We start from the raw sequence: 22,566 nt of genomic DNA, 5'->3' as shown, positions 1-22,566 counted from the left end.
CGACCGCACCAAGGCCTCCCTCTCCAAGGTGTTGGGAGAAACGCCGGAGGGGGCGGTACGGGCACGAGCCCGTACCGCCCCTTCCCCTCCTCCGTCAGACCGGCAGCCGCGCCAGCGACACCGCGCCCGCCAGGCCGTCCGGTACGGAGGACGGCACGAGCCCCGCGGCGCGCACCCGGGCGGAAAGGCGCTCCAGGAGCGGCCCGCCGGGCGCCAGGAGGCCGCCGGTCACCACCAGCGACTCCCCCGGCCTCGGCTCCAACGCCCCTACGGACGCCGCCAGTTCGTCCGCCGCGCGGTCGAGGAGCCGGCCGGCGACGGCGTCCCCCGCGTCGGCCGCGGCCACCACCAGCGGGCTCAGCTCCGCGAGCCGGACCGGGTGGGCGGCGTACGCGAACCCGACCACGCGTTCCTTCGCCAGGCCTCCGCAGAGCTCCTCCACCGGGTCCGCGAGGGCGGTGGCCGGCCCCCTGCCGTCGAGGGCCCGCAGCACCGCCCGCAGCACCTCCCGACCCAGCCAGAAGCCGCTGCCGGCGTCCCCGAGCAGCCAGCCGTCGCCGTCCACCGCGCGCACCATGCGGCGGTCCGCGATCCGCGCGCCCGCCGCCCCGGTGCCGGCGATGAGGACCAGGCCGTCGGCCGGAGTGCCGGGACCGGCCGCGAAGGCCACCTCCGCGTCGCCGCGCACCTCGACCCGCGCCGGAGCCGCGCCGACCTCCGCGAGCGCGGCCGCCAGTGCCGCCGCGGCCCGCTCCTTGCCGCCGCCGGGGCCGCCGCCCGCGAAGCCCGCCACGACCGCGGCGACCGCTCCCCCGCCGCCCGGCGGCACCGCCCCGCGCAGGGCCTCGGACAGATGCCGTACGAGCGCGTCCGCCGGCACGCTCAGCGCGTTGCCCGGGCCGCCCGTGCCCTCGCCCAGCGTCCGGCCGGTCGCCGCCTCGGCGAGCCGCGCCCTGGTCCGCGTACCGCCCGCGTCGACGCCCACCACCCGTTGAATCCTGGATTCGTTCATCAGGCCGCATGCTGGTTGATAGATTCACCCGGTCACAAGACCCCGGAAGGCCCTCCCGCATGATCACCGCACTGATCCGCTCCGAACTCCCACGGATGTCGGGCTCCTTGCGCAAGGTCGGCGACTGGGTGCTCGCCGATCCGGCGCGGGTGGCCGGACTCTCCGCGGCCGAGCTCGGCCGCCGCACCGGCACCTCGCAGGCCACCGTGACCCGGTTCTGCCACGCCCTCGGCCTCGACTCGTACCAGCGGCTGCTGCTCGAACTCGCCAGGGAACAGGGCCAGGAGAGCGCCGAGCCGCGGGAACACCGGCCGCTCGGCCCCGAGATCGGGCCCGACGAGCCGCTCGACGACGTCGTCGCCGCCGTCGCCCGCGCCGATCTCGCGGCCCTGCGCGCCACCAGCGAGCAGCTGGACCTGGAGGCGCTGGAGCGGGCCGCCCGCGCGCTCGCCCAGGCCCGGCGGATCGACGTCTACGGGGTCGGTGCCTCCGGTGTGCTGGCCCTGGAGACGCAGGCCCGGCTGTTCGGCATCGGCTGCGAGGCCCGCGCCTGGACCGAGGTGCACGCGGCGGAGACCTCCGCGGCCCTCCTGACGCCCGCGGACGCGGTCGTCGCGCTCTCCCACTCGGGCGCGACCCGCGAGGTCCTCGGACCGCTGCGGCTGGCCGCCGAGCGGGGCGCCGCGACGGTGGCCGTGACCGCCGACCCGCGCTCCCCGGTGGCCCGCGCGGCGGGCGTCCACCTCACCTCGACCGCCGCGCCCACCGGGTTCCGGCACGGCGGCTTCGGCACCCGGCACTCGGTGCTGCTGATCCTCGACTGCCTCTACGCGCGCGTGGCGCAGCTGACCTACTCGCGGGCCACGGCCGCCCTCGCGCTCACCGCGCACATCGCCGACGGCCACCGCGGATGACGCGGGAGAACACCGCCCGGACATGACGAACGGGCCCTGTGCTGCTCAGGACCCGTTCGTCATCGTGTCGTCGTGTCGCGCTCAGATCTCACCACGGAGCTTGGCGAGCGCCTCGGCGAGGATCGCCTCGCCGTCCGCGTCGCTGCGCCGCTCCCGTACGTACGCGAGGTGCGTCTTGTACGGCTCGGTGCGCGGCGGGTCCGGCGGGTTGTCCCGGTCCTGGCCGGCCGGGAAGCCACAGCGCGGGCAGTCCCAGGTGTCCGGCACCTGCGCGTCGCTGGCGAAGCTCGGCTGGGTCTCGTGCCCGTTCGAGCACCAGAAGGAGATGCGGAGACGCGGTGCCGACTCGCCCCGCTCGGCCTCCCCCATCGGCCCCGCTCCGACCCGGCTTCCCCGGATCGCGTTGCCACTTGCCACGGTCGTAACTCCCTGCGTGATGGTGCTCGAAGATGCCCCAGTCTACGTAAGGCCCAACGCGCGTCCAGTGATTGGAGTTACCCGTCCAACTTCATCAGCAGACCAAGTACGACAATGCACGCGAACCACAGCAGACCGACCACCACGGTGATGCGGTCGAGGTTGCGCTCGGCGACCGAGGAGCCGCCGACGGACGACTGCATGCCGCCACCGAACATGTCGGAGAGGCCGCCGCCCTTCCCCTTGTGCATCAGCACGAGCAGCATCAGCAGCGCACTGAAGACGATCAGGGCGATCGAGAACCCCATAACCACGGCTGGACCAACTTCCTCGGACTTATACGGACGGGGGCCGGGCATCGTACCTGCCCGACCCCCGCAAGGGTACGACGGATCTCCCCCGCCGCCTACATCATCACTGGTCGCGGAACCGGACGATCTTGACGAACTCGTCGGCGTCCAGCGAGGCACCGCCGACCAGCGCGCCGTCGATGTCGGCCTGCGCCATGATCTCGGCCACGTTGCCGCTCTTCACGGAGCCGCCGTACTGGATGCGGACCTTGTCGGCCAGCTCCTGCGAGTACAGCTCGGCGAGCTTGCCGCGGATCGCCGCGCAGACCTCCTGCGCGTCGTCGGCGCCGCAGACCTTGCCGGTGCCGATGGCCCAGACGGGCTCGTAGGCGATCACGACGGACTCGGCCTGCTCGGCCGGGACGCCCTTCAGACCGCCCTCGACCTGGGCCAGGGTGTGCGGGACGGCGTTGCCGGCCTCGCGGACCTCCAGCTCCTCGCCGACGCAGAGGATCGGGGTGATGCCGTGCTTGAAGGCGGCCTTCACCTTGGCGTTGCAGACCTCGTCGTTCTCGGCGTGGTACTGGCGGCGCTCCGAGTGGCCGACGGCCACGAAGGCGCACTTCAGCTTGGCCAGCATCGGACCGGAGATCTCACCGGTGTACGCGCCGGAGTCGTGCGCCGAGAGGTCCTGGGCGCCGTACTTGATCTTCAGCTTGTCGCCGTCGACCAGGGTCTGCACGGAGCGCAGGTCGGTGAAGGGGACCAGGACGGCGACCTCGACGGCGTCGTAGTCCTTGTCGGTCAGGGCGAAGGCGAGCTTCTGGACGTGGGCGATGGCCTCGAGGTGGTTGAGGTTCATCTTCCAGTTGCCCGCCATCAGCGGGGTGCGGGTGCGCAGATTGTCAGTCAAGGTCTCAGTCCTCCAGAGCGGCGAGGCCGGGAAGCGTCTTGCCCTCGAGGTATTCGAGGGAAGCACCGCCGCCGGTCGAGATGTGGCCGAACGCATTCTCGTCGAAGCCGAGCGTGCGCACGGCGGCGGCCGAGTCACCGCCGCCGACGACGGTGAAGCCGGGCGAGTCGAGCAGGGCCTGCGCGACGGCCTTGGTGCCGTTCGCGTAGTCGGGGTGCTCGAAGACGCCCATGGGGCCGTTCCAGAAGACCGTGCCCGCGTCGGCGAGCTTCGCCGCGTAGAGCTCGCGGGTCTTCGGGCCGATGTCCAGGCCCTCCTTGTCCGCCGGGATGGCGTCGGAGGCGACGGTCTCGTAGGTGGCCGGGGCCTTGGTCTTCAGGTCCGGGAACTCGGCGGAGACCAGGACGTCGACGGGGAGCACGAACTCGACGCCGCGCTTCTCCGCCTCCGCCAGGTAGTCCAGGCACGTGTCCTTCTGGTCCGCCTGGAGCAGCGAGATGCCGACCTCGTGGCCCTTGGCGGCCAGGAAGGTGTAGGCCATGCCGCCGCCGATGAGGATGCGGTCGGCCTTCTTCAGCAGGTTGTCGATGACGCCCAGCTTGTCGGAGACCTTGGCGCCGCCGAGGACGACCACGTAGGGCCGCTCGACCTCTTCGGTGAGCTTCTTCAGGACGCCGACCTCGGTGGCGATGAGGTAGCCGGCGTAGTGCGGCAGCCTGGCCGGCAGGTCGAAGACCGAGGCGTGCTTGCGGTGGACCGCGCCGAAGCCGTCGCCGACGTAGACGTCGGCGAGCCCGGCCAGTTCGGCCGCGAAGGCCTCGCGCTCGGCGTCGTCCTTGGAGGTCTCGCCCGCGTTGAAGCGGAGGTTCTCGACGACGGCCACCCGGCCGTCGGTCAGGGCCGCCACGGTCGCCTTGGCCGACTCGCCGACGGTGTCGGTCGCGAAGGCCACGTCGGCGTCCAGCAGTTCGCCGAGGCGCTTGGCTGCCGGGGCGAGGGAGAAGGCCGGGTCCGGGGCGCCCTTGGGGCGGCCGAGGTGCGAGGCCACCACGACGCGGGCGCCGGCGTCGGCGAGCGCCTTGACGGTCGGGACCACGGCGCGGATGCGGCCGTCATCGGTGATGGTGGTGCCGTCGAGGGGCACGTTGAGGTCGGCGCGGACGAACACCCGCTTGCCGGAGACGCCCTCGGCGAGCAGCTCGTCGATCGTCTTCATCTGTATCTCTGACTCCTTGGTACACGCGGTGGAGCACACGACACAGGGCTCGCGCAGTGCGTCATCGCACTGCCCGAGCCCTGCTTCACATCGAAAGCCCGCCCTAGAGCTTAGAGCTGGCCGCCGACGAAGACGGTGAGGTCGACGAGACGGTTGGAGTAACCCCACTCGTTGTCGTACCAGCCGAGGACCTTGACCGAGTTGCCCTCCTGGACCATCGTCAGCGACGAGTCGAACGTGCAGGACGCCGGGTCGCTCACGATGTCCGAGGAGACGATCTCGTCCTCGGTGTAGAACAGGATGCCCTTGAGCTCGCCGTCCGCGGCCTTCTTGAACGCGGCGTTGACCTCGTCCTTGGTGACCTCGCGGGAGAGCTCCACGACCAGGTCGGTGACCGAGCCGGTCGGGACCGGGACGCGCATGGCCATGCCGTCGAGCTTGCCCTTGAGCTGCGGGAGGACCAGGGCGGTGGCCTTGGCGGCACCGGTCGTGGTCGGGATGATGTTCTCCGCGGCGGCGCGGGCGCGGCGCAGGTCCTTGTGCGGGAAGTCCAGGATGCGCTGGTCGTTGGTGTACGCGTGGACCGTGGTCATCAGACCGCGGACGATGCCGAAGTTCTCGTCGAGGACCTTGGCCATCGGCGCGACACAGTTGGTGGTGCAGGACGCGTTGGAGATGACGTGGTGGTTGGCCGCGTCGTACTTGTCCTGGTTGACGCCCATGACGATGGTGATGTCCTCGTCCTTGGCCGGAGCCGAGATGAGGACCTTCTTGGCGCCGCCGGCGAGGTGCTTCGCGGCGTCCTCGCGCTTGGTGAAGATGCCGGTGGACTCGATGACGATGTCGACGCCCAGCTCACCCCACGGGATGTCGGCCGGGTTGCGCTCGGACAGCACCTTGATGGTGTGGCCGTCGACGGTGATGGTGTCGGCGGTGTGGCTCACCTCGGCCTTGAGGCGACCCAGGATGGTGTCGTACTTCAGCAGGTGCGCCGTGGTCGCGGTGTCACCCAGGTCGTTGACCGCCACGACCTCGATGTCGGCACCCTGCTCAAGGAGCGCGCGGAAGTAGTTGCGACCGATACGGCCAAAGCCGTTGATGCCTACGCGGATCGTCACGAACCGATCTCCTCGTTAGGTACGCCGGGTTTCGACGCCCGGCGAGCTTCTCTTTTTGGGATGTCCCCGACCGCTTACGACCCTACCTCTCCGGATGGCTCCGCGTGACATCGCGTGCAGCCGTATGCGCCCGGAAACTGCGGGAAAAAGGCCGACAGCCCTTACCTACCAACGGGTAAGGGCTGTCGAGGGACCTTGGTCCCCACTACGCAGAGTGACGAAAACCGGTGCTCGCCTGAGCACCCGATTCAGCGTCGGAGCGAAGTAAGCGCCCTTCTGACCAGAGCTGCCCGTTCCGCCGCATTCGGGAGGTGCTCCAGACCGAAGCCGAAGAGCACGGTGTCACGGGTGGTGACCGCCGCCTGGGAGTGGAACAGCGCCTCGGAACGGGTCCAGTCGCTTCCGTTCCCGGGACTTCCGGCCGGCGGTCCCGGGACGGACCAGGCACCCGTTCCGGTCTCGAAGCCCTCCGTGTCGCCGACGGAGCCGGCGTTCAGCCGCAGGTCGTCGACGAAGGCGCCCATCTCGCCGGTGCCCGGGTCGGAGACGTACGAGATCGCCAGCTCGATCCGCTTGCCCGCGTAGCGGCTCAGGTCGACGCTCGCCTGCCGCCAGCCGTTGGAGGGGCCGGTGAAGGCGTTCCAGGCGCCGGTGGTGCCGGTGGCGGTGCAGCCGTCCTGCCCGACCGTGAGGTAGTGGGCGAGGAAGGGGTGGTCGCGGACGTAGTAGCCCTCGCCGCAGTCGGCGGGCGGCTCCGCGGAGGTGCCGCCGTTGGCGTCGGGCAGGGTGGTCCAGTCGTCCTGGCCGACGGTGTGGGCCTCCACGATCAGGTTGTCGTAGCCCGGCTCGGTGTCGTAGCTGACCTGGAAGGTCAGGTTCGGCTTCGAGGCGGCGTCCACGCCCGTGAGGTCCACGGTGCGGCTCAGCCGGCCCCAGGTGCCGTCCGTGTGGCGCAGCGCGGCGAACCGGCTGCCCGCGTACGGCTCGAAGGGCGTGCGGATGCCCGGGTAGTCGCCCGCGGAGGCGCTGGACGCGAACTGCGGGAAGCGGTCGGGCGTGAGGCTGTCGGAGGTGACGGTGTAGGCGCCGGCGTTGTCCAGCGGGTTGCCGTCGGCGGCACCGAGTGCCGCTCCGCTGCCGCCGAGCCGGCCGGAGCCGGCGAAGGACGGCGGGGCGTTCAGCCCGGCCCGGTGGAAGGCGCCGAGGTAGTACTGGGCGAAGTCGTTGGACTGGGCGCGGCCGATCCGCGCGAGGCCGCCGGACTTCTCGCCCGCGTTGATCAGTTTGCCGCCCTCGTTGAGGTAGGCCCGGACGGCGAGCAGGGTGGCCCCGGAGGGCTGCTCGGCGCCGGTGTACCAGACGACCGTGCCGAAGTGGCCGAGCACCCCGAGGGCGTCCGGCGTGCCCTGGGTGGCGACGTCCCAGACGGCGGCCTTGCGGCCGTTCGCGGCGAGCGCCTTCACATAGGCGTCCGTGTGCCGCGCGGCGCCGGTACCGCCCTCCTCGGCGAGGACCAGGACGTCGGCGCGGGGCCGCTCGGCCACGGTGTACCTGAACGGGGCGGACGCGGTCGCCTTCCCCTCGCGGGTGCGGGCGGTGTACCAGACCTCGACCTCGTCTCCGGGCCGCGCGCCCTCGACCTCGGCGCGGTACTCGTCGAAGTAGAGGTTGTCCTCGCCGCCGAAGGTCTCGCCGCCCTTCCAGGGCTCCAGGCCCTCGCGGTGGGTGCGGCCGCCGTTGATCCGGTAGTTGAGGGTCTTGGCGCGCAGCGACTTGCGGGCGGTGACGGCCACCTCCTGGGCGCCGCCGTTCGCGTACGAGGTGGTGAAGGCGTCCGGGGTGAAGTCGGGGGCCTCGATGCCGACCGGGGACACCGGGCGGTCCGGGTGGGCGGCGGTCTCGGCGACGGCGAGCGCGAACGGGACGTTCTTGGCGAACTCGGCCTGGATCAGCTTCTCGTCGTCCGGGAAGGTGAACACGGAGGCGCAGTCGGCCGGGTCCCAGGCGTCGTTCGGGTCGACGCGGGAGGCGGTGGCGCAGGTCGACATCTCCGGGGTGAACATCTGCATCCCGTTGACGTTGGCGGCGTGTCCGTCGGCCTCGCCGTTGGTGATGTAGAGCTCGGAGGAGACCTGGGGGCGGTAGCCGGGGACCGCGGACTTCTGCGGGGTGCCGGCGAGCGCCTTGAGGGCCACGTCGTCGGGGGTGTCGGTGGCGACCTGCCAGCCCACGCCGTAGAGCAGCAGCTGGGCGGCGGAGTGGTAGTTGATGCCGTACGCGAAGCCGATGCGCTTCTCGAAGGCGTCCAGGGCCCGGGTCTCGGGCTCGGACATGGGTCCGGGGCCGCGGAAGGTCTCGTCGGCGGGGTCGGGCGAGGATCCCTCGTCGTCGTAGCCCCACTTGTAGGCGAAGTTGCGGTTGAGGTCGACGCCGTCGCCGGGCTCGATGCGCCCGTCGCCGTTGTTGTCCCGCAGGTTCTTGCGCCACTGGCGGTTGGCCGGGGCGGCGTGGGTGAAGTCGTAACCGTCCGGGTTGGCGGAGAGCACGAACCACAGCTCGGTGGTGTCGACCAGCCTGGTGATCCGCGGGTCCTTGCCGTAGCCGTCCAGGTAGTGGTGCATCAGCCGCCGGGTCATCTCCGGCGTGATCCACTCGCGGGCGTGCTGGTTGGACAGGTACAGCGTGGCGGGCTTCGAGCCGTCCCTGGTCTTCGCGGCGCCCTTGCTCACCTTGAGGGCGAGGATGCCCTGGCCCCTGAGGGTCCTGCCGATGGAGACGACCTTGGTGAGCCCCGGGTTGGCCCGGGCGGTGTCCAGGATCTCCTGCTTGAGTCCGCCCTTGCCGCCGTACGGGCGGAAGACGCCGTCCCCGGCGGCCGCGACCCGCTTCTCGGCCTGGGCGCCGATGGTGTGCTCGGCGATCTCGACGCCCCGCCGGCGCAGCTGGCCGGCCTGCGCGTCGGTGAGGTAGAGCTCGACGGTGGCGGTGCCCCGGTCGGGCACCTGCTCGGTCAGTTCGTGGGCGTCGGTGCCGACGTCGAGAAGGAGCGGCACCTGCTCCTTGGTGACCTTCGCCCGCCACACGGAGACGTGTTCGAAGTCCCCGTCCTGTGCCGCGGGTCGCGCTCCGGCGGCGGGTGCCGTCGCCAGACCCGCGATGACCAGAGATGCCGCGGCGAGGATCGCTCTCGCTCTGCGCCTCATCAGCCCCCCTTGCTGTCGTCTGCCACGAATGTGAACAGACGCCAGGCTCGTGGTGGCTCATACCCCTGTCAAGGGTGCGTACGGCGCGTCGGAGGAAGCCGGAAAACGGAACTGCCGGTACCTCAGAAAGGTACCGGCAGTGGGGAGTTGGGGGTACGCCCGGCGGATCGGCGGACGGTCCCCGCTCAGCCGACGAGGCTGTCGTCCAGCTCCTCCGTCAGGTTGGACTCGGTCCCCGGGATGCCCAGGTCCTGAGCCCGCTTGTCGGCCATGGCGAGCAGCCGGCGGATCCGGCCGGCCACCGCGTCCTTGGTGAGCGGCGGGTCGGCGAGCGCACCCAGCTCCTCCAGCGAGGCCTGCTTGTGCTCCATGCGCAGCCGGCCCGCGGCGGCCAGGTGCTCGGGCACCTCCTCGCCGAGGATCTCCAGGGCCCGCTGCACCCGGGCGCCGGCGGCGACCGCGGCGCGGGCGGAGCGGCGCAGGTTGGCGTCGTCGAAGTTGGCCAGCCGGTTGGCGGTGGCGCGGACCTCGCGCCGCATCCGGCGCTCCTCCCAGGCCAGCACCGACTCGTGCGCGCCGAGCCGGGTCAGCAGGGCGCCGATGGCGTCGCCGTCGCGGACCACGACCCGGTCCACGCCGCGGACCTCGCGGGCCTTCGCGGCGATGGAGAGCCGGCGGGCGGCGCCGACCAGGGCGAGCGCGGCCTCGGGGCCGGGGCAGGTGACCTCCAGGGAGGAGGAGCGGCCCGGCTCGGTCAGCGAGCCGTGCGCCAGGAAGGCGCCGCGCCAGGCCGCCTCCGCGTCACAGGTGGCCCCGGAGACGACCTGCGGGGGAAGACCCCGGATCGGCCGGCCGCGGCCGTCCACGAGACCGGTCTGGCGGGCCAGCTGGTCGCCGCCCGCTACCACGCGCACCACGAAGCGCGAGCCGCGGCGCAGTCCGCCGGGAGCCATCACGATCAGCTCGGAGCTGTGTCCGAAGATCTCCAGGATGTCGCGCTTGAGCCGGCGGGCCGCCATCGCCGTGTCCAGCTCCGCCTCGATCACGATCCGGCCGCTCACCAGGTGCAGCCCGCCCGCGAACCGAAGGATCGACGAGACCTCGGCCTTCCTGCAGCAGGTCCGGGTGACGGGGAGCCGGGAGATCTCGTCCTTCACCGCTGCCGTCATCGCCATGGGCCGATCCTTCCATGCATCCGAAAAATACGGTCGTACGCGGCGGCCAACAGCTCCGGGTCGTGCTTCGGAGCGCCGTCGGGCCTGGCCACCGGCGCCAGCTCGACCGCGGCGCCGAGCCGCTTGGCGGCTTCGGCGAGGGGCTCTCTTGCCGACGCGTCGGGCACGGCGGCCTCGTCAGCCAGCACCACGTCCAGGGCGAGTTTAGGGGCGTGTCGTGCCAAAACCTCCAAATGACGCTGCGGGGAGAAGCCCTCGGTTTCTCCGGGCTGCGGCGCGAGGTTCAGCGAGAGCACCCGGCGGGCCTTCGTCTCCATGAGGGCGTCGAGCAGCTCCGGCACCAGAAGGTGCGGAATCACCGAGGAGAACCAGGAGCCAGGACCGAGCACCACCCAGTCCGCGTCCAGGACGGCCGCGACCGCCTCGGGCACGGCCGGCGGGTCGTGCGGCACCAGGTGCACGGACTGCACCTCGCCGGGCGTGAGCGCCACCGTGGCCTGGCCGCGAACCGTGTCCACGTCGTGCGGGCGCGCCGGGTCGTGGCCCCTGACCAGGGCCTGGAGCTCCAGCGGCACGGCGGACATGGGCAGCACCCGGCCCTGGGCGCCGAGCAGCTTGCCGACCAGGTCGAGGGCCTGCACCGGATCGCCGCCCAGCTGCTCCCAGAGGGCGACGATCAGCAGGTTGCCGACGGCGTGGCCGCCCATCTCGCCCTTGGACTGGAAGCGGTGCTGGATGACCCGGGCCCAGGTCTGGCCCCAGTCGTCGTCACCGCAGAGCGCGGCGAGCGCCTTGCGGAGGTCTCCCGGGGGCAGCACGCCCAGCTCCTCGCGGAGCCGGCCGCTGGAGCCCCCGTCGTCGGCGACGGTGACCACGGCGGTCAGGTCGCCGGTGATGCGGCGCAGGGCGGCGAGGGAGGCCGACAGGCCCATGCCGCCGCCCAGCGCGACGACCTTGGGCTGGGCGCCACGCCTGCGGAGCGTACGGCGCACCGAGAGGGTGGACGTACGCCGGCGGTACGGCTTCACTCGCGCCCCATGTCCCGGTGCACCACGACGGTCTCGACGCCCTCGGAGGCGAGGCGGGCGGCCAGCTTCTCGGCGGTGGCGACGGAGCGGTGCTTGCCGCCCGTGCAGCCGACGGCGATGGTCACGTAGCGCTTGCCCTCGCGGCGGTAGCCGGCGGCGATCAGCTGGAGCAGCTCGGTGTAGCGGTCCAGGAACTCCTTGGCACCGGGCTGGTTGTAGACGTAGTTGGCGACCTCCTCGTTGAGGCCGGTGAAGGGGCGCAGCTCGGGGACCCAGTGCGGGTTCGGCAGGAAGCGCATGTCGACGACGAGGTCGGCGTCGACCGGCAGTCCGTACTTGAAGCCGAAGGACATCACGGTGGCCCGCAGCTCGGGCTCCTCCTCGCCGGCGAACTGGGCGTCCATCTTGGCGCGCAGCTCGTGCACGTTGAGGCTGGAGGTGTCGATCACCAGGTCGGCGTCGCCGCGCAGCTCGCGCAGCAGGTCGCGCTCGGCGGCGATGCCGTCGACGATGCGGCCGTCGCCCTGGAGCGGGTGGGGCCGGCGGACCGACTCGAAGCGCCGGACCAGGGCCTCGTCGGAGGACTCCAGGAAGACGATCCGGCGGGTGACCTGCTTGGAGTCGAGGTCGGCCAGGGAGTCGCGGAGGTTGTCGAAGAACTGCCGGCCGCGGACGTCGACGACGACCGCGATCCTGGCCACGTTGCCCTGGGAGCGGGCGCCGAGCTCCACCATGGTGGGGATCAGGGCGGGCGGCAGGTTGTCGACGACGAACCAGCCGAGGTCCTCGAGGCACTTCGCCGCGGTGGACCGGCCGGCGCCCGACATGCCGGAGATGATCACCAGCTCGGGGATGGCCGCGTCGCCGTTGTTCTCGGCCGCCGCGGGCTCCGGGGTGCCCGTACTCATGTCTGGTGCTCCGTCTTCGTACGTGAGCTCGTGCTCGTCGTGCTGCTCGTGCTGATCGTGTTCGTCGTGCCGGTCGTGCGTGGTCATGCGGTGGTGCCCCCGTCGTCTTCCATGATCTCTCCTGTTGCCGTGTTCACGGCGGGCGCGGCCGGGGCCGCCTGCGCGAGGGCCACCGCCACGGCCTCGGCCGTCTTGCGGCCCATGCCGGGGACCTCGCAGATCTGCTCGATTGTCGCCTGCCGGAGCCGTTTGACCGAGCCGAAATGCTTGATGAGCGCTTGTTTCCGGGTGTCGCCGAGACCCGGGATCTCGTCCAGGGGGCTGCTGCGGATGCGCTTGTTGCGCTTGGACCGCTGGTAGCGGATGGCGAAGTCGTGAGCCGTGTCACGTACCCGCTGCAGGAGGTACAGGCCCTCGCTGGTGCGGGGCAGCACCACCGGGTCGTCCTCGCCCGGCAGCCAGACCTCCTCCAGCCGCTTGGCGAGGCCGCAGACGGCGATGTCGTCGATGCCGAGCTCGTCCAGGGCCCGCCGCGCGGCGGCGACCTGCGGCTGCCCGCCGTCGACGACGACGAGCTGCGGGGGGTAGGCGAAGCGCTTGGGCCGCCCGTCGTCCTCGGGGGCGGACTCGGGCACCTCGCCGTCCACCCACTCCCCCGTCTTCTCCTTCTCGGCGAGATAGCGCTTGAAGCGGCGGCTGATCACCTCGTGCATGGAGCGGACGTCGTCCTGACCCTCGAAGCCCTTGATCTGGAAGCGGCGGTACTCGCTCTTCCGGGGCAGTCCGTCCTCGAAGACGATCATGGAGGCCACGACGTCCTCGCCCTGCAGGTGCGAGATGTCGAAACACTCGATGCGCAGCGGCGCCGAGTCCAGGTCAAGGGCCTCGGCGATCTCCTCCAGGGCACGGGAGCGGGTGGTCAGGTCACTGGCCCGCTTGGTCTTGTGCAGGACGAGGGACTGCTGGGCGTTCCGGGCGACGGTCTCCATCAGGGCCTTCTTGTCGCCCCGCTGCGGGATGCGCAGCGACACGTTCGCCCCGCGCCGCCCGGAGAGCCAGGCGGTGACCGCCCCGGAATCCTCCGGCAGGGCGGGGACCAGCACCTCCTTGGGTACGGCGTCGCCGCTCTCCTCGCCGTACAGCTGCTGGAGGGCGTGCTCGACGAGACCGGCGGTGTCGACGGCCTCGACCTTGTCGGTGACCCAGCCGCGCTGGCCGCGGACCCGGCCGCCGCGCACGTGGAAGATCTGGACGGCGGCCTCCAGCTCGTCCTCGGCGAGCGCGATGAGGTCGGCGTCGGTGGCGTCGGCGAGCACCACCGCGTTCTTCTCCATGGCCTTGCGCAGCGCCTCTATGTCGTCGCGCAGCCGGGCGGCCTTCTCGTACTCCAGGTCCTCGGCCGCGATCATCATCTGCTTCTCCAGGCGGCGCAGATACGTGCCGGTGCGGCCGGCCATGAAGTCGCAGAAGTCCTCGGCCAGTTCGCGGTGCTCCTCCGCGGTGACCCGCCCGACGCAGGGCGCCGAGCACTTCCCGATGTATCCGAGCAGGCAGGGCCTCCCCGCCGAGGCGGCGTTCCGGAACACCCCCGCCGAGCAGGTCCGCACCGGAAACACCCGCAGCATCAGGTCGACGGTCTCGCGGATGGCCCACGCGTGCGCGTACGGCCCGAAATAGCGCACGCCCTTCTTCTTGTGCCCGCGCATGACCTGGACGCGCGGGAACTCCTCGTCGAGCGTGACGGCCAGGTACGGATAGCTCTTGTCGTCCCGGTACTTCACGTTGAACCGGGGGTCGAACTCCTTGATCCAGGAGTACTCCAGCTGCAGCGCCTCGACCTCGGTCGACACGACGGTCCACTCGACGGAGGCGGCCGTGGTCACCATCGTCGCCGTGCGCGGGTGGAGGCTCGCCAGCGGCTGGAAGTAGTTCGCCAGGCGCTGGCGCAGGGACTTCGCCTTCCCGACGTAGATCACCCGGCGGTGCTCGTCGCGGAATTTGTAGACCCCCGGCGAGTCGGGGATCTGTCCCGGCCTGGGACGGTAGCTGGAGGGGTCGGCCATGGTCCCCACCCTACTGGCGGGGACCGACACTCAGGCCGCGCGCGCTCGTTGCCCGGACATGACGAACGAGGCTTCAGGACGGCTGGCGGACCGGGTGTGCGTGGTCACCGGCGCGGCGAGCGGGATCGGCCGGGCGACGGCGCTGCGCTTCGCGGCGGAGGGCGCGCGGGTGGTCGCGACGGACGTGGACGCGGGGCGCCTCGCCACGCTCGGCGACGGGGTGGTGACGGTCGTCGGCGACGTCTCGCGCGACGCCGACGCCCGCCGCATGATCACCACCGCGGTGGAGCGCTTCGGACGCCTCGACGTCCTGGTGGCGAACGCGGGGGTCATCCCCCTCCTCGACGTCACGGAGGCGAGCGCCGCCGACTTCGACGAGGTGATGGCGGTGGACGGCCGCGGCATGTTCCTGACCTGCAAGTACGCGATCGAGGCGATGCTCGGCACGGGCGGCGGCGCGATCGTGTGCACGTCGTCGGTCTCGGGCGTGGCGGGCCAGGCGCGGCAGGCCGTGTACGGCCCGGCGAAGTTCGTGGCGACGGGTCTCACCAAGCACCTGGCGGTGGAGTGGGCCCCGCACGGCATCCGGGTCAACGCGGTCGCGCCCGGCACGATCGAGACCGAGCGCGTGGCCGCGGTCCGCCACGAGCCGCGCGGCCCGGAGTACCTGGACACGGTCGCCCGGGCCCACCCGATGGCCCGCTTCGGCCGCCCGGAGGAGGTGGCCGCGGCCGTCCTCTTCCTGGCCTCGGACGAGGCCTCGTTCGTGACGGGGGCGGTTCTGCCGGTGGACGGCGGATATCTGGCGCAGTGAGCGCGGGGGACCCGGCGGGCCCCGGGGTCACCCGGGTACCCGCCGGGCCCGGGGGTTACCGGGAGCGTCGGCGTATCGCCGCCGTGGTGCCCAGTGCGAGGGCGAGGACCGCGCCCGCGCCGGCCGCGGTGGAGGCCACGGTGACGGCGGGCTCGTCGTGGGCGGCCGGTGCGGCGGCCGCGGGGGCGGCGGGGGCCGCGGATCCGGGGCCGTAGCCGCCCGCCGCGCCCTTCCTCGCGTACGCGGAGCCCGGAAGCTTGTCGCCGTACGCCTTGCCCACCCGCTCGCGGTACGCGGCCAGCGTGGTGCCGCCGGCCCCCACGGCCCGCACCGCGTCCTCGTCGAGCGGCAGTACCTTCGTCCCCTTCTGCACGTACCACGCGTCGATCTGCGGCTCGCGGAACACCGTCCCGCCGGGCAGCACCCGCCCGCCCTGCAGCGCGTAGCGCACCTCGTCGTCGCCGGTGGCGATGTTCACCACCTGCCAGCCGCCGTCCGCCGTGCGCACGGTCCAGAGGGACGCAGCCCGGCCGTCCGCCGCGACCGCCTTGCTGGCGTGGAACTCGACCCGGGCCACCGCCGCCCCCGGCTTCCCGGCCACGAAGTCCGGCGACAGGATCCGTACGGGCACCGAGGCGCCCTCGATGCGGGGCCGCTCCGCCGCCCGGGCGAGGGCGCCGTCCCGGGCGAAGAAGCGGGCCACCGTGTCGAGGGTGCGGGGCGCGGCGGCCGCCTGTTCCGGGGTCGCCGCGGTCGGCAGCGGCTCGGCCGCGTCGGCGGGCACCGCCCCGAGGAGGACGAGGACGGCCATGCCCAGCAGACCGGCGCCGCCGGCGCTCAGGGCGCGTATGCGTGCGTTCATCGTCGTCACGCCCCGATCCGGTAGAGCGAGTGGGTCCACGAGAACGAGCTGTTGTTCACGTACCAGGCGTGCGAGGCCCAGTTGTAGCGGTCGCTGGACGGCCATGGATCGCCCCAGTACACCCAGCTGTTGGCGTCGTCGTAGCCGTAGACGACGTGCATGTGCCCGCCGCCGCTCGACCACTGGATCCGGGTCTCGACCGGCCGGTCGGCGCTGATCTCGGTCTGCACGGTCGAGTAGCGCAGCCAGCCGTTCACGTACGAACCGGGGTTGATGCCCGCCCAGCTCAGCCCGTCCTGGACGTTGCCCAGGGTGGCCTGCCAGTTGGGGCAGTCGTAGCCCTGCTGCCGGCCGAAGGCGGCGTTGCAGAACTGGTTCTGGCTGTAGTTGCGGCCGAACCAGGTGGCGATGGTGTTGCCGCCGGCCGCCCAGCACCAGTTGGTCTTCTGCTGGGCCTGCATGGTGATGTTCAGCCGCTTGGAGGCGAGGGCGGACACGCCTTCCGCGGCCGCGTCCTCGCCGGTCGGCGCGGCGGACGCCGGGGCGGCGGGGACGAGGAAGAGGGCGGCTGTGGCGGCGAGTGCCGCGAGGACCTTTCTGCTGCGCATCGCGTTCCTCCCGTGGTGGGGATCGGAGGAGAGGTGGGGAGAGGAGCGCGTCCGGACGCTGGTCTGGAGCATCGGACGTTGTCCGGATCCGGTCAACACGCTTCAATGCGGGGTGACGGCGAGCTGTGAACGGTGTGACCCGGGTGTGAACGGCCGTCCCCGGCCCACCAGCCCGCCCGTCCGGGCGGCCGTGTGCTCCGCCTCCCCCTGCCGTGAACGTTCACTGAGGAGTCCTCGTGGGTCACACCGAGGCCGATCTGGCGCAGTTGCTGCACACGGGGCCGTTCCACCTGGCGCTGCGCACGGCACTCGCGGTGCGCGGACTGCCGCTCCAGCGCGTCCAGCACCATCTGGCGCACCGGGGTGTGAAAGTCGGTGTGACGTCGCTGAGTTACTGGCAGCAGGGCGCCCGGCGGCCGCAGCGGCCCGAGTCCATGAAGGCAGTCCGTGCCCTGGAGGAGGTGCTCCAGCTGCCCGGCAACTCGCTGATCCGGCTGCTCCACGAGGACGCCTCCGCCCGGGACGGGGTCGAACGCCCGGCGACCCGCTCGTACCGCTCGCTCGTCGAGGCCTCGGGCGTGGTCGAGGAGCTGCTCGCGGAGCTGGAGTGCCCGGCGGACGGCGGGCTGCACACCGTGGCCCATCAGGAGCGGGTGCGGATCGGGGCCGGACGCGAGCTGATCGGGCGGGACTCCCAGCACGTGGTGCGGGCGCACCGGGACGGGGTCGACCGTTATCTGGCGATCCACCGGGGTGATCCGGGCTGCGATCCGTCCCGGGTGGAGGTGCGGGCGACGGAGAACTGCCGGACGGGGCGGGTGCGGCGGCACGCGGAGACCGGGGTGCTGGTCGCCGAGCTGCTCTTCGACACCCGGCTGCGGGCCGGGGACACCTATGTCTTCTCGTACGGCTTCGAGGACGGGACGGGCGGTCCGAGCCGGGAGTACGTGCGGGGCTTCAGCTTCGCCGGGGGGCAGTACGTGCTCCAGGTCCGCTTCGACGAGGCGGCGCTGCCGGTGCGCTGCCGGCGGTTCGCGCAGGCGTCGACGGGCGCGCCGCGCGGTGGCCGGGCCGAGCTGACGCTGAGCGGCCGGCACCGCGCGGTGCACATCGTGGAGCAGGGGGTACGGCCCGGGATCCTCGGGATCGAGTGGGACTGGGCCTGAGACGTGAGGTCCGAGGCCCGGCGCCGGGCGGGTGTCTCAGGCCTTGGGGCCGGCGACCAGCTTGCCGTTCTCGACGCGGACGGGAACCTCGGGGAGCGGCACGGTCGCCGGGCCCTGGAGGGCCTTTCCGGTGGTCACGTCGAAGCGGCTGCCGTGGCAGGGGCAGTTGCCCTCGTTGTTCTCGATCTTGTCCAGGACGCAGCCCGCGTGGGTGCACTGGGCGCTGAAGGCCTTGTACTGACCCTGGGCCGGGCAGTGCACCAGGACCCGCTGCTCGCGGTAGAGCTTGGCACCGCCGACGGGCACCTCGTCGGGTGCGCCGAGGGCGACCGGGGCGGTCGGCGTGGGGTCCTGGGCGTGGCCCACCTTGGAGTCGGTGGAGCAGGCGGCGACACCCAGCCCGGCGGCCCCGGCGAGGGCGGCGCCTTTCAGTACGGTGCGGCGGGTGGACTGGCCGGACATGAGCGCTCCACGGTGTCGGATCGGGGACAAGGCGGCCCGAGAAGGGACCGAACCGACGATACCGGCGGGTTCGCACACACGGACGGCCGGGTCGGCAGGCGGCCCGCCGGGGCCGGTCCGGACGGCGCGCGTGCGAGCGATCCCGAGCGGCCCGCCGGCGGCTGTCGGCCCGTGCCGGTCATGGGTTACGTTCCGGTACGTGATCGTCGTCGCCGGTGAGTCCCTGATCGACCTGGTCCCCGACGGGGCGCCGGGCCCCCTGGCCCCGCTGCTGCCCCGGCCGGGTGGCGGCCCGTACAACACGGCCGTGGCCCTCGGCCGGATCGGCGCGGACGTGGCCTTCTGTTCGCGCGTCTCGACGGACGCCTTCGGCGAGGTGCTGGTCGAGCGGCTGCGGACGGCGGGTGTGGCGACCGGGCTCGTGCAGCGCGGGCCCGAGCCGACCACCCTGGCGGTCGCCTCGGTGGGACCCGACGGCTCCGCGCACTACGGCTTCTACGTCGAGGGCACGGCGGACCGGCTCTTCGCGCTGCCCGAGCGCCTGCCGGACGGGGTGCGGGCGGTCGCCTTCGGGACCTGCTCACTGGCCCTGGAACCGGGTGCGAGCGCCTACGAGGCGCTGCTGCGGCGGTCGTCGCTGGCCGGTGCCTTCACCCTGCTCGACCCGAACGTCCGGCCCGGCCTGATCCCCGACGCGGACGCCTACCGCGAGCGCTTCGCCGGCTGGCTGCCGTACGTCTCGCTCCTGAAGCTCTCGGAGGAGGACGCCGCCTGGCTCGGCGGCTCCCCGGAGGAGTGGCTGGCCGCCGGTCCGGCCGCGGTGGTCCTGACCCGTGGCGCGGCGGGCCTGACGGTCTTCACCCGCGCGTACGAGGTGTCCGTCCCCGCCGCGCGCGTGCGGGTGGTGGACACGATCGGCGCGGGCGACACGGTGAACGCCGCACTCCTGCACGGTCTCGCGGACCGCCCGGTGTCCGCCCTCTCGGACACGGACTGGCGCGCTCTCCTCGGGTACGCGGCCCGGGCGGCGGCCGTCACCTGCTCCCGCGCGGGCGCGGAACCGCCGTACGCGCGGGAACTGCGGGAGCCGGGCGAGGTCTGAGACCCCCGGCGGCCCCCCTCGGACGGTTCGACGGTCCGGGCGGCTCTGGACTGGCCGGGCGGCTCTGGACTGGTCCGGGCTGGTCCAGGCAGTCCGGCTGGTCCAGGCAGTCCGGCTGGTCCGGCTCGTCCAGGCGGACCGGCTGGTCCGGCTGGTCCGGACCGGAGCGTGCAAACGTCCGAGGGGGCCGCCCCGGCCGGCTTCCGGCGGGGCGGCCCCCTCGTGGGGCGGTGTCGGCGGCCTCAGGCCTTGCGGGTGCGGGCCGTCGCCTTCTTGGCGGCGGTCTTCTTCACCGGGGCGGCCTTCTTCGCCGCGGCGGTCTTGGTGGCCGCCGCCTTCTTCGCCGGGGCGGCCTTCTTGGCGCTCCGCGCCGCCGGGACCTTGGTCGGCGCGTCGCTGATGCGGTCGGCGCCCAGGATCTCGCGGAGGAACTTGCCGGTGTGGCTGGCCGGGACGGAGGCGACCTCCTCGGGCGTGCCCTCGGCGACGACGATGCCGCCGCCGCTGCCGCCCTCGGGACCCATGTCGATGATCCAGTCCGCGGTCTTGATGACGTCCAGGTTGTGCTCGATGACGATCACCGAGTTGCCCTTGTCGACCAGGCCGGAGAGGACCTTGATCAGCTTCGAGATGTCCTCGAAGTGGAGGCCCGTGGTCGGCTCGTCCAGGACGTACACCGTGCGGCCCGTGGAGCGCTTCTGGAGCTCGGAGGCGAGCTTGACGCGCTGGGCCTCGCCGCCGGAGAGGGTCGGCGCGGACTGGCCGAGGCGGACGTAGCCCAGACCGACCTCGGTGAGGGTGCGGAGGTGGCGGGAGATCGTCGGGACCGCCTCGAAGAAGCCCAGGGCCTCCTCGATCGGCATGTCCAGGACCTCGGCGATGGACTTGCCCTTGTAGTGGACCTCCAGGGTCTCCCGGTTGTAGCGGGCGCCGTGGCAGACCTCGCACGGCACGTAGACGTCCGGGAGGAAGTTCATCTCGATCTTGATGGTGCCGTCGCCGGAGCAGTTCTCGCAGCGGCCGCCCTTGACGTTGAAGGAGAAGCGGCCCGGCAGGTAACCGCGCACCTTCGCCTCCATCGTCTCCGCGAAGAGCTTGCGGACGTGGTCGAAGACGCCGGTGTAGGTCGCCGGGTTCGAGCGCGGGGTGCGGCCGATGGGCGACTGGTCGACGTGCACGACCTTGTCGACGAGGTCGTCGCCGTCCACGCGCGTGTGCCGTCCGGGCACCGACTTGGCGCCGTTCAGCTCGCGCGCGAGGTGGGTGTAGAGGATGTCGTTGACCAGGGTCGACTTTCCGGAACCCGAGACACCGGTGACGGCCGTGAGGACGCCCAGCGGGAAGGAGACGTCGATGTCCCGCAGGTTGTTCTCCCGGGCGCCGTGCACGGTGAGCCGGCGCGAGGGGTCCACGGGGCGCCGGATGTCCGGCGTGGTGATCGCCCTGCGGCCGGACAGGTACTGCCCGGTCATCGACTCCTCGTTGGCCAGGAGCTCCTTCAAGGGACCGGAGTGGACGACCTTGCCGCCGTGCTCGCCGGCGCCCGGGCCGATGTCCACGACCCAGTCGGCCACCTTGATGGTGTCCTCGTCGTGCTCGACGACGATGAGGGTGTTGCCCATGTCGCGCAGCCGGACCAGGGTCTCGATGAGCCGGTGGTTGTCGCGCTGGTGGAGACCGATGGACGGCTCGTCGAGCACGTACAGCACGCCCACCAGGCCGGAGCCGATCTGGGTGGCGAGCCGGATGCGCTGGGCCTCGCCGCCGGAGAGCGTGCCGGCGGCCCGGTTGAGCGAGAGGTAGTCGAGGCCGACGTCGACGAGGAAGCGCAGCCGCTCGTTGACCTCCTTGAGGACCCGCTCGGCGATCTTCTTGTCGCGGGCGCTGAGGGTGAGCCGGCCGAGGAACTCGGCGCAGTCGCTGATCGACATCGCGGAGACCTCGGCGATGGACTTGTCCATCACGGTGACCGCGAGCACGATCGGCTTCAGCCGCGTGCCCTCGCAGGTGGGGCAGGGCACCTCGCGCATGTAGCCCTCGAAGCGCTCACGGCTGGAGTCGCTCTCGGCCTCGCTGTGCCGCCGCTTCACGAAGGACACGGCGCCCTCGAAGGCGGGCGTGGTGTAGGAGCGCTCGCGGCCGTACCGGTTGCGGTAGCGGACCTCGACCTGGGTCTTGTGGCCGTACATGAGGGCCTTCTTGGCCCGCTGCGGCAGGCCCGCGTACGGGATGTCCGTACGGAAGCCGAGGGCCTGGGAGAGGCCGCCGATCAGCCGGCCGAAGTACTCCTTGGTGTGGCCGTGCGACCAGGGGTGGATGGCGCCCTCGTCGAGCGACCGCTCCTCGTCGGGGACGACGAGCTCCGGGTCGACCTCCATGCGGGTGCCGATGCCGGTGCAGTCCGGGCAGGCGCCGAAGGGGGAGTTGAAGGAGAAGGAGCGCGGCTCCAGCTCCTCGAAGGACAGGTCGTCGTACGGGCAGTAGAGGTGCTCCGAGTACATCCGCTCGCGCTCGGGGTCGTCCTCGGGGAGGTCGACGAAGTCGAGCACGACCATGCCGCCGGAGAGGCCGAGCGCGGTCTCCACGGAGTCGGTGAGCCGCCGCTTGGCGCTGTCCTTGACGGTGAGGCGGTCGACGACCACCTCGATGGTGTGCTTCTCCTGCTTCTTCAGGGTCGGCGGCTCGCTGAGCTGGATCGTCTGCCCGTCGACCCGGGCGCGGCTGTAGCCCTTGGTCTGGAGGTCGGCGAAGAGGTCGACGAACTCGCCCTTGCGCTCGCGCACCAGCGGCGAGAGCACCTGGAAGCGGCTGCCCTCGGGCAGCTCCAGGACCTTGTCGACGATGGCCTGCGGCGACTGGCGGGAGATCGGCCTGCGGCACTCGGGACAGTGCGGCTTGCCGATGCGGGCGAAGAGCAGCCGGAGGTAGTCGTAGACCTCGGTGATGGTGCCGACCGTCGAGCGCGGGTTGCGCGAGGTCGACTTCTGGTCGATGGAGACGGCCGGGGACAGACCCTCGATGAAGTCGACGTCCGGCTTGTCCATCTGGCCGAGGAACTGCCGGGCGTAGGAGGAGAGCGACTCGACGTACCGGCGCTGCCCCTCGGCGAAGATCGTGTCGAACGCGAGGGAGGACTTGCCCGACCCCGAGAGCCCGGTGAAGACGATGAGGGAGTCACGCGGGAGGTCGAGCGAGACGTTCTTGAGGTTGTGCTCGCGAGCGCCACGGACGATGAGACGGTCGGCCACGCCGGTCCGCACCTTTCTTGAGAGAGCGGATGTGCCTGAACACCCAA

The 22,566-nt window shown here is 72.0% G+C and carries 19 protein-coding genes; 4 read left to right on the top strand and 15 right to left on the bottom strand.

Translation table 11 applies throughout. The features are described 5' to 3' along the window. Positions 1–94 precede the first annotated feature (94 nt). A complete protein-coding gene (locus ACFWJO_RS18735; protein WP_386866415.1) occupies positions 95–1,012 on the bottom strand; it encodes an N-acetylglucosamine kinase in 918 nt (305 codons plus the stop codon). Positions 1,013–1,071: 59 nt separating this feature from the next. Here ACFWJO_RS18735 and ACFWJO_RS18730 point away from each other — a divergent pair, with 59 nt between their 5' ends. Further along, positions 1,072–1,926: a MurR/RpiR family transcriptional regulator gene (locus ACFWJO_RS18730; RefSeq protein WP_386866413.1), complete on the top strand. Its 855-nt coding sequence runs from the start codon at positions 1,072–1,074 to the stop codon at positions 1,924–1,926. An 81-nt stretch (positions 1,927–2,007) separates the two neighbouring features. Here the strand turns inward: ACFWJO_RS18730 and ACFWJO_RS18725 are convergent, their stop codons facing one another. The 10 genes from ACFWJO_RS18725 to uvrC form a co-directional block, all read right to left on the bottom strand. Next, on the bottom strand, positions 2,008–2,343 hold the full coding sequence (locus ACFWJO_RS18725) for an RNA polymerase-binding protein RbpA (RefSeq protein ID WP_003957010.1): 336 nt from the start codon (positions 2,341–2,343) through the stop codon (positions 2,008–2,010). Between the two features lie 77 nt (positions 2,344–2,420). Further along, positions 2,421–2,651: a preprotein translocase subunit SecG gene (gene secG, locus ACFWJO_RS18720; protein ID WP_030205174.1), complete on the bottom strand. Its 231-nt coding sequence runs from the start codon at positions 2,649–2,651 to the stop codon at positions 2,421–2,423. A gap of 106 nt (positions 2,652–2,757) precedes the next feature. Next, positions 2,758–3,513: a triose-phosphate isomerase gene (gene tpiA / locus ACFWJO_RS18715; RefSeq protein ID WP_384421917.1), complete on the bottom strand. Its 756-nt coding sequence runs from the start codon at positions 3,511–3,513 to the stop codon at positions 2,758–2,760. Between the two features lie 37 nt (positions 3,514–3,550). Then, positions 3,551–4,762, bottom strand: coding sequence for a phosphoglycerate kinase (locus ACFWJO_RS18710; protein WP_386866410.1), 1,212 nt, complete (start codon positions 4,760–4,762; stop codon positions 3,551–3,553). A 110-nt stretch (positions 4,763–4,872) separates the two neighbouring features. After that, positions 4,873–5,880: a type I glyceraldehyde-3-phosphate dehydrogenase gene (gene gap, locus ACFWJO_RS18705; protein ID WP_384421891.1), complete on the bottom strand. Its 1,008-nt coding sequence runs from the start codon at positions 5,878–5,880 to the stop codon at positions 4,873–4,875. A gap of 248 nt (positions 5,881–6,128) precedes the next feature. Beyond that, entirely contained in the window at positions 6,129–9,083 is a 2,955-nt protein-coding gene (locus ACFWJO_RS18700) for a M14 family zinc carboxypeptidase (protein WP_386866408.1), read from the bottom strand. 185 nt (positions 9,084–9,268) lie between these two features. Then, on the bottom strand, positions 9,269–10,258 hold the full coding sequence (whiA, locus tag ACFWJO_RS18695; RefSeq protein WP_030205188.1) for a DNA-binding protein WhiA: 990 nt from the start codon (positions 10,256–10,258) through the stop codon (positions 9,269–9,271). Then, positions 10,249–11,286: a uridine diphosphate-N-acetylglucosamine-binding protein YvcK gene (yvcK, locus tag ACFWJO_RS18690; RefSeq protein ID WP_386866406.1), complete on the bottom strand. Its 1,038-nt coding sequence runs from the start codon at positions 11,284–11,286 to the stop codon at positions 10,249–10,251. Before yvcK ends, whiA begins: the two co-directional genes overlap by 10 nt. Beyond that, a complete protein-coding gene (gene rapZ / locus ACFWJO_RS18685; RefSeq protein WP_386866425.1) occupies positions 11,283–12,194 on the bottom strand; it encodes an RNase adapter RapZ in 912 nt (303 codons plus the stop codon). Before rapZ ends, yvcK begins: the two co-directional genes overlap by 4 nt. An 83-nt stretch (positions 12,195–12,277) precedes the next feature. Continuing rightward, a complete protein-coding gene (gene uvrC, locus ACFWJO_RS18680) occupies positions 12,278–14,257 on the bottom strand; it encodes an excinuclease ABC subunit UvrC (RefSeq protein WP_386866404.1) in 1,980 nt (659 codons plus the stop codon). 58 nt (positions 14,258–14,315) lie between these two features. Here uvrC and ACFWJO_RS18675 point away from each other — a divergent pair, with 58 nt between their 5' ends. Further along, complete coding sequence (locus tag ACFWJO_RS18675; protein WP_386866402.1) at positions 14,316–15,071, top strand: SDR family NAD(P)-dependent oxidoreductase; 756 nt, start codon at positions 14,316–14,318, stop codon at positions 15,069–15,071. A 55-nt stretch (positions 15,072–15,126) separates the two neighbouring features. On the opposite strand, the gene ACFWJO_RS18670 is transcribed toward ACFWJO_RS18675, so the two are convergent. Both ACFWJO_RS18670 and ACFWJO_RS18665 read right to left on the bottom strand, forming a co-directional pair. Then, on the bottom strand, positions 15,127–15,933 hold the full coding sequence (locus ACFWJO_RS18670; RefSeq protein WP_386866400.1) for a hypothetical protein: 807 nt from the start codon (positions 15,931–15,933) through the stop codon (positions 15,127–15,129). A gap of 5 nt (positions 15,934–15,938) precedes the next feature. After that, positions 15,939–16,541: a papain-like cysteine protease family protein gene (locus ACFWJO_RS18665; RefSeq protein WP_386866398.1), complete on the bottom strand. Its 603-nt coding sequence runs from the start codon at positions 16,539–16,541 to the stop codon at positions 15,939–15,941. 236 nt (positions 16,542–16,777) lie between these two features. Between ACFWJO_RS18665 and ACFWJO_RS18660 the strand changes: the two genes are divergently transcribed. Next, complete coding sequence (locus tag ACFWJO_RS18660; RefSeq protein ID WP_386866396.1) at positions 16,778–17,707, top strand: hypothetical protein; 930 nt, start codon at positions 16,778–16,780, stop codon at positions 17,705–17,707. A 36-nt stretch (positions 17,708–17,743) separates the two neighbouring features. Here the strand turns inward: ACFWJO_RS18660 and ACFWJO_RS18655 are convergent, their stop codons facing one another. Continuing rightward, positions 17,744–18,169 (bottom strand): Rieske (2Fe-2S) protein, encoded by a 426-nt coding sequence (locus ACFWJO_RS18655; RefSeq protein WP_386866394.1) that lies wholly within the window; start codon positions 18,167–18,169, stop codon positions 17,744–17,746. A 199-nt stretch (positions 18,170–18,368) separates the two neighbouring features. Between ACFWJO_RS18655 and ACFWJO_RS18650 the strand changes: the two genes are divergently transcribed. Next, on the top strand, positions 18,369–19,271 hold the full coding sequence (locus ACFWJO_RS18650) for a carbohydrate kinase (RefSeq protein WP_386866392.1): 903 nt from the start codon (positions 18,369–18,371) through the stop codon (positions 19,269–19,271). 242 nt (positions 19,272–19,513) lie between these two features. Here the strand turns inward: ACFWJO_RS18650 and uvrA are convergent, their stop codons facing one another. Further along, the gene (uvrA, locus tag ACFWJO_RS18645; protein ID WP_386866390.1) at positions 19,514–22,519 is read right to left on the bottom strand and encodes an excinuclease ABC subunit UvrA; all 3,006 of its coding nucleotides are present in this window, start codon (positions 22,517–22,519) and stop codon (positions 19,514–19,516) included. Between the last annotated feature and the right edge of the window lie 47 nt (positions 22,520–22,566).

This window comes from Streptomyces sp. NPDC127092, from assembly GCF_042722475.1.
Taxonomy (GTDB): Bacteria; Actinomycetota; Actinomycetes; order Streptomycetales; family Streptomycetaceae; genus Streptomyces.
The sequence above is the reverse complement of the archived record's forward strand: the minus strand, read 5'-3'. Positions and strand labels throughout refer to the sequence as shown.